Raw genomic sequence first — 5828 nt, forward strand, 5'->3', positions numbered from 1 at the left:
TCCGCCACCGGCCTGCTCAACGGCGACACCGTCACCGGCGCCACCCTCACCACCCCGGCCAGCAACACCAGCCCCGTCGGCGGCTACGCCATCACCCCCTCCGCCGCCCAGGGCAGCGGACTGACCAACTACGCCGTCACCTATCAGCCCGGCACCCTGACCATTTCGTCTCCCGCCTCAATCTCCCCACCGATCTTCTGGCCTGTCCTCATTTTGAGCGGTAACTCCTCTCCGATGCCCATACCGGCGGCTGCCACCGTTCCGACACCGGTTTCAGTTTCGACTTCGACCGCCTCGGCCGGCACGGGATCGGATACGAACACTCCCAGCACGAGCAATGCGAACACCGACATCATCAGCAGCACCCCACGACGCCTGACGATCCTGTCAGGCAATCCCGACGCCATGCTCGGGGCCGGGGCGTCCTCGGGCGGTCAGTTGATCATCCGCCCCCTGCCCTATTCCAACAGTTTCGGAAACGCCAACTGATGCGCACATCGATTATCTCCTGCTGCGCGCTTGCCGTGTCGGTCCTTCTGGCTCCCGAACGGGCTCATGCCCAGGCTTACGACCGACTGGCTCCCAGGCAACTTCCACCTGCCCCCACGCCGATCGTTTCCACACCGTCCGGGACCCAGGCCCCACCGCTCCGCCCGTCGAACACGGTCGTCATTCCCGTCTTGAAAGGACTGGTCTTCCTACCGGATATCCGGGCTCTGAAACCCGCGGGCCCCACTCCCGGCACAACCGGCATCTCCCATGACGGGCTGCCGCTGCTCGGAAGAGATGATTTCACCCGCAGCCTTTCCGCCTATCTCGGAAAACCGCTGACGATATCGGACCTGAACACCATTTCTTTGGATACGAGTGCTTTTTACAAGAAAAACGGCCACCCTTTCGTCTACGTCATCGTGCCGCCGCAAAACGTCAGCGCGGGCATAGTACAGATCGTCGTGACCGAATACCGGCTCGGAGCACTCAACATCACCGGCAACCACTGGTTTTCCAGCGCCCTGCTCCGCCGGGACAGCGGGCTCGTTCCCGGCCGAACCCTCAGCCTCGCTGAAGCGCAGGACGCGCTGGATCGACTGAACGACAATCCCTTCCGGACCGTCGACAGCTTCTTCGCCCCCGGCGCCAAGCAAGGCACGACGGACGTAACCCTGCAAACCAGGGATCGCCTCCCCCTGCATGTCTATGCCTCATACGACAACGCGGGCGTACCGATGATGGGCCGGTCGGAATGGGCCGTCGGCGGCACATGGGGTAATGTCGCGGGGTTGGGCCAGATCCTGTCCTATCAGTTCACCCACAGTGTCAGCGATCTCTACAGCGGTCATGCCGTCAACTGGAGCACGCCACTGCCCTGGCATGACCAGATCCAGGTTTTCGGCTCTTATGCGTGGGAACATCCGAATTACAGAAGCAACGGCATTTCTTTCAACGAAGCCGGACATAGCGGCCAGGCCAGCCTGCGCTATATCCACACCCTGCCAACCGTTGCCATATGGCCGCGTACGCGCCTGACCCACGACATCCAGGCCGGCTATGATTTCAAGACGACCAACAACACGCTCGAATTCGGCGGTGCCCAGGTTTTCGCCAGCGAGGCCGAGGTCAATCAGTTCCCCATCATCTATAACGCGACGATGAGCGATCCGTACGGGCAGACCACGTTCCGCAACCAACTCGTTTTCAGCCCCGGCGGCCTGACCGGAGCCGACCGGAAGCACAATGTCCGCACACTCGTGCCCGGCGCCTCCGACCGCTATGTCTACGACACCCTCACCCTGACCCGCACCACCTGGCTGCCGGGCGGCGCAACATGGCTCCTGCAGGCCACCGGACAGGTCTCCAGCACCAACCTCATGTACAGCAACCAGATCGGCCTCGGCGGCCTCTACACCGCGCGGGGCTATGCCACCGACACCTCGCTCGGCACGGAGGGCATCAGCCTCACCAACGAGATCCGCGCCCCGGCCTTCAGCCTGACGCATATCGTCGCCCCGAACGCGCAGCTTTACGACACCCAGCAGATAGGCGTGTTCTACGATTACGGGCATGTCTCGCAGGTTCACACCATCCCGCAAGCCATCAACGAGAGCGACCTGTCCAGCATCGGACTCGACCTGCATAGCACCGTGGGGCGATATGCCAGCCTGACTTTCAATGTCGGCTGGCGCCTGCATAGCCTGCCCCCCAGCCGAACTTTGAACGGCTTCGGCAACAAGGGTGCTTTCGGCAATATCGCCATCAATGTCGGATATTGAGAAATTATTCGAAAAATGCCGCTGCCACAGCAGGAATGGCCCAGCGTGGATGAACCGAACCACCCCCGGCCCTGGCGCAAACCGGTCTGATCTCATTCCGCGGACATCAGGATGCGGTCCATAGTGGCGTGATATGCGGACCCGTCCGCGGTCGGCGCCATGTTTCCGACCGGCGCGACGATATACCGGATGATGAAGCGGCCCCCTTCAAAGGTCGCGTCGCGAATTTTCCTGATATCCAGCCCTGATGCGGCTCCCCGCGTCACTAGCGGCCGTGCGGGCCCGCAAAGGGCCCACACCCCGTGCGCTGGTCAGGGGGCGCGGGGCGCGCTGCGGGGCGCAACCCGGCGCCGCGATGGTCACGGCAACACGGGCGACCTCACGATCATCCCGCTGCGTCCCACCCTGTCGAACAGTGCGGAATTTCCTCCATCCTTCCGACATCATTCTCTACCGCGTCACAATCAACGGCGAACCAGCGCCGCCGCGCCCGCCGGGCCAATCCCTCCAGCCAGACCGAACGGCAGACCTGGGCGCCTTCCGGTCCACCCAGATGCTTCCCTTCGCCAACAGCCCGCCAACAACCCGCCATTCGGGGAATTCAGGGCGCTCGCACCAACCACCCACGCGGGCCACGATCGCTGACCGCACCGCATGCCGGGGCCGCTCTCACGGGGCGGCCCGATATTGCGTCACCCCGAAATTGGTCTATCGTCACCGCTTCCGACGGGAGCCCGCGATACGTGCCAGTCGACACAGCACCACAGACCTTTTCCGCCATGCCGGCCGCCTCGGCCGGCGGCATCCTGACCATCGACCTTGCCGCCCTTGCCGACAATTACCGTCTGCTGCGCGACCGGGTCGGCCCCGCCGTCACCTGCGCCGCCGCCGTCAAGGCCAACGCCTACGGGCTGGGCGCCGCACGGGTGGTCCCGGCGCTGCACCGGGCGGGCTGCCGCACCTTCTTCGTCGCCCACCTCGCCGAAGGCGCGGCCATCCGCCCCCTGCTCGGCCCCGACTGCACGATCTTCGTCCTCAACGGCGCCATGCCGGGCACCGAACCCGCCCTGCACGCGGCCGGCCTGGTCCCGGTCCTGAACAGCCTGGAGCAGATCGCCCTCTGGCGCGCCCTGGCCCACCAGACCGGCGCCTCCCTCCCCGCCGCCCTGCAACTCGACAGCGGCATGTCCCGCTTCGGCCTCTCGGAGGACGATGTGAACACCCTGCTGGCCGAAAATGCCCCGCTGGCCGGCCTCGCCCCGACACTGGTCATGAGCCACCTGGCCTGCGCCGACGAACCCGCGCACCCGGCCAACCACGCCCAGCACACCGCCTTCCAGCGCCTGCGCGCCCGCCTGCCCGCCATGCCCGCCAGCCTGGCGGCGTCCTCCGGCCTGTTCCTCGGCCCAGACTGGCATTTCGACATGGTACGCCCCGGCGCCGCGCTGTACGGCATCAACCCCACGCCCGGCCAGCCGAACCCGATGCGCCCGGTCGTCCGGCTCCAGGCCAGACTTATCCAGACCCGCCAGATCGGCCCCGGCACGGCGGTCGGCTACGGCGCGGGCTTCATCGCCGACCGCCCCAGCCGGATCGCAACGCTGGCCGTCGGCTACGGCGACGGCTTCCCCCGCGCCATCGGTGGCCGAGGCCACGCCATCCTGCCCGCCCGGCCGAATATCATGCTGCCGATCGTCGGCCGGATTTCCATGGACTGCCTGGCGGTCGACGTCACCGCTCTCGGCAGCACACCCCTCGCCGCCGGCACCGCGCTGGACCTGATCGGCCCCCACCACCCACTCGAAGAGGCCGCCGCCGCCGCCGGCACCATCGGCTACGAACTGCTGACCGGCCTGGGCGCGCGCTACCATCGCCTCTATCGCGACGACACATCACCGCAGGGAGAGAACGCGTGAAGGTTATCGTCCTGGGCGCCGGGGTCATCGGCACCACCACCGCCTGGTATCTGGCCAAACAGGGTCACGACGTCACCGTGATCGACCGCCAGCCCGCCGCCGCGATGGAAACCTCGTTCGCCAATGCGGGCCAGGTCTCGCCCGGCTACTCCACCCCCTGGGCCATGCCCGGCCTGCCGCTCAAGGCGCTGGGCTGGATGCTGAAGAAGAACAGCCCCCTCGTCATCCGCGCCCGCCTCGACCTGCCGATGCTGCGCTGGATGACGCAATTGCTGGCCAACTGCACCGCCCATGCCTACGACATCAACAAGGCGCGGATGCTGCGGGTGGCCGAATACAGCCGCGACTGCCTCACCGACCTGCGCGCGGAAACCGGCCTCACCTACGACGACCGCCAGAAGGGCCTGATCCAGCTTTTCCGCACCCAGGCCCAGCTCGACCACGCGGCCGACGACATGCGCCTGCTCACCGAGAGCAACATCCCGCACGACCTGCTCGACGTGCCGCGGATCGTCGCGCGCGAACCGGGCCTGGCCCACGCCAGCCACCTGCTGAAAGGCGGCCTCTACCTCCCCGGCGACGAATCCGGCGACGCCCACATGTTCACCCAGCGCCTGTCGCAGAAAGCCGAGGAACTGGGCGTCACCTTCCAGTACGAAACCCGCATCGAGGGGCTGGACGCCAGCGCCACCGAGATCATGGGCGTCCGCACCTCCACCGGCCGCGTCACGGGCGACGCCTACGTGCTGGCACTGGGCAGCTACACGCCGCTGATGCTGCGTCCATTGGGCATCAGGCTGCCGGTCTACCCGGTCAAGGGCTACTCGCTGACCGTCCCGCTGACCGACGAAACCCGCGCCCCCACCTCGACGGTCAATGACGAGACCTACAAGGTCGCCATCACCCGCCTGGGCGACCGCATCCGCATCGGCGGCACCGCCGAACTCACCGGCTACAGCCTGCGCCTCAGCCCCGACCGCCGTCCCACGCTGGAACGCTCGTTCTCCGACCTGTTCGGCGGCGGCGACCTCGGCCGCGCCACCTACTGGACCGGCCTGCGCCCCAACACGCCCGACGGCACGCCGGTCATCGGCCCCGCGGGCCGTTTCGGCAATCTGTGGCTCAACACCGGCCACGGCACGCTGGGCTGGACCATGGCCTGCGGCTCCGGCCAACTCCTGGCCGACCTGATCACCGGCCGCCGCCCCGCCATCCCCCACCTCGACCTGTCCATCGACCGCTACTCGGCCTGACCACCGCGCACCGGCCCTCCCGGCGCATTTCCACCGCAAACCGTTCGGTGGAAATGCTCAGGTTTGTTGTCTGTGCGCGAATCTTCATCTGTTTGAATGCACACATTCAAACAGGGTCCGCTCCATAGAGCCCACACCAGCGGCAACCTCTGGCATCGTCACGGAAATCGCATAAAAAAAGCGGGGGTGGCCTGGCCACCCCCGCTTCCTTTTCGGCTGCGGGGCCGCAGCCCCGCGCCGTGACGTCAACAGCCCGATTACTTGGAGGGGCTGGCTTCCGTCGCGGTCTTCTTCTTGTGGTGGTGCTTGTGCTTGTGCTTCTTCGGCGCCTCGCCCGTCGAGGTCGAAGTCTCGGGGGCCGCCGGGGCGGCTTCCGGGGTGCTCGGGGC

The 5828-nt window shown here is 66.6% G+C and carries 4 protein-coding genes; all 4 read left to right on the plus strand.

Going from position 1 to position 5828, the window contains the following annotated elements:
- On the plus strand, positions 1–489 hold a 489-nt coding region (locus ABF821_RS19525), incomplete at its 5' end, for an MBG domain-containing protein (protein ID WP_415531286.1).
- Complete coding sequence (locus ABF821_RS19530) at positions 489–2270, plus strand: ShlB/FhaC/HecB family hemolysin secretion/activation protein (RefSeq protein WP_415531287.1); 1782 nt, start codon at positions 489–491, stop codon at positions 2268–2270. The genes ABF821_RS19525 and ABF821_RS19530, both read left to right, overlap by 1 nt.
- 779 nt (positions 2271–3049) lie before the next feature.
- A complete protein-coding gene (gene alr, locus ABF821_RS19535) occupies positions 3050–4186 on the plus strand; it encodes an alanine racemase (RefSeq protein WP_415531289.1) in 1137 nt (378 codons plus the stop codon).
- Positions 4183–5439, plus strand: coding sequence for a D-amino acid dehydrogenase (locus tag ABF821_RS19540; protein ID WP_415531288.1), 1257 nt, complete (start codon positions 4183–4185; stop codon positions 5437–5439). The genes alr and ABF821_RS19540 overlap by 4 nt, the downstream gene beginning before the upstream one ends.
- Positions 5440–5828: the final 389 nt, after the last annotated feature.

The organism is Gluconacetobacter sp., assembly GCF_047721585.1.
Lineage (GTDB): Bacteria > Pseudomonadota > Alphaproteobacteria > Acetobacterales > Acetobacteraceae > Gluconacetobacter > Gluconacetobacter dulcium.